This is a genomic window from Saccharibacillus sp. CPCC 101409, from assembly GCF_030518235.1.
Taxonomy (GTDB): Bacteria; Bacillota; Bacilli; order Paenibacillales; family Paenibacillaceae; genus Saccharibacillus.
In genome coordinates this window covers 1-586 of record NZ_JAULSA010000059.1, presented here as the reverse complement: position 1 = coordinate 586, position 586 = coordinate 1, and the positions used below count along the sequence as shown (strand labels likewise).

The 586-nt window shown below is 55.8% G+C and carries 1 protein-coding gene; it reads left to right on the top strand.

What is annotated here, in order from left to right:
* Positions 1-586: hypothetical protein (locus tag QWJ34_RS27045; RefSeq protein WP_302732234.1), on the top strand; the 586-nt coding region annotated here is incomplete at both ends.

The following is a 586-nucleotide window of genomic DNA, read 5'->3' as shown; positions in this document are numbered from 1 at the left end:
CGGCGCTGCCGCATATCGCGAAGACGGTGCAGAACTATACCGACGATAGCGGACAGGCGAGCTTCCTGCAAATGACGTACCTGCACGACGCGTACGGCAATATGACGCAGGCGATTCAACAGCTCGAAGACGGCAAGACCCAGCAGACGGATATCGAGTATGCGGCGAGCGTCAAGAACGCCTACCCGACGTCCATCAAGCAAAAAGTGACTGAAAACGGCACGCCGAAAACGATCGAAGAGCGCTACGAGTACGATCTGCCAACGGGCCGTGTCACGAAGCACTTCGACGGCAACGCGGTATCCAAAGGCGCGAAAGCCGGTTCCGACGAAGCGTACGAGTACGACAATGTCGGCCGGATTACCAAAGTCACCCATCCTGCGGCCGAAGACGGCACGCGGGCGACCGCAACTTCTTCGTTTTCGTACAATACGATCGGCGAGAACGGCATCTACTACACCGTCGACGAAGAAGGCAAAGAAAGCAAAGAATTCTACGACGGCCTCGGCCGCCCGTCTTACGTTCAACTGAAACGCAAAGACAACAATAACAACGTCGACTTCTACACGCTCCAGTCCAACCATTA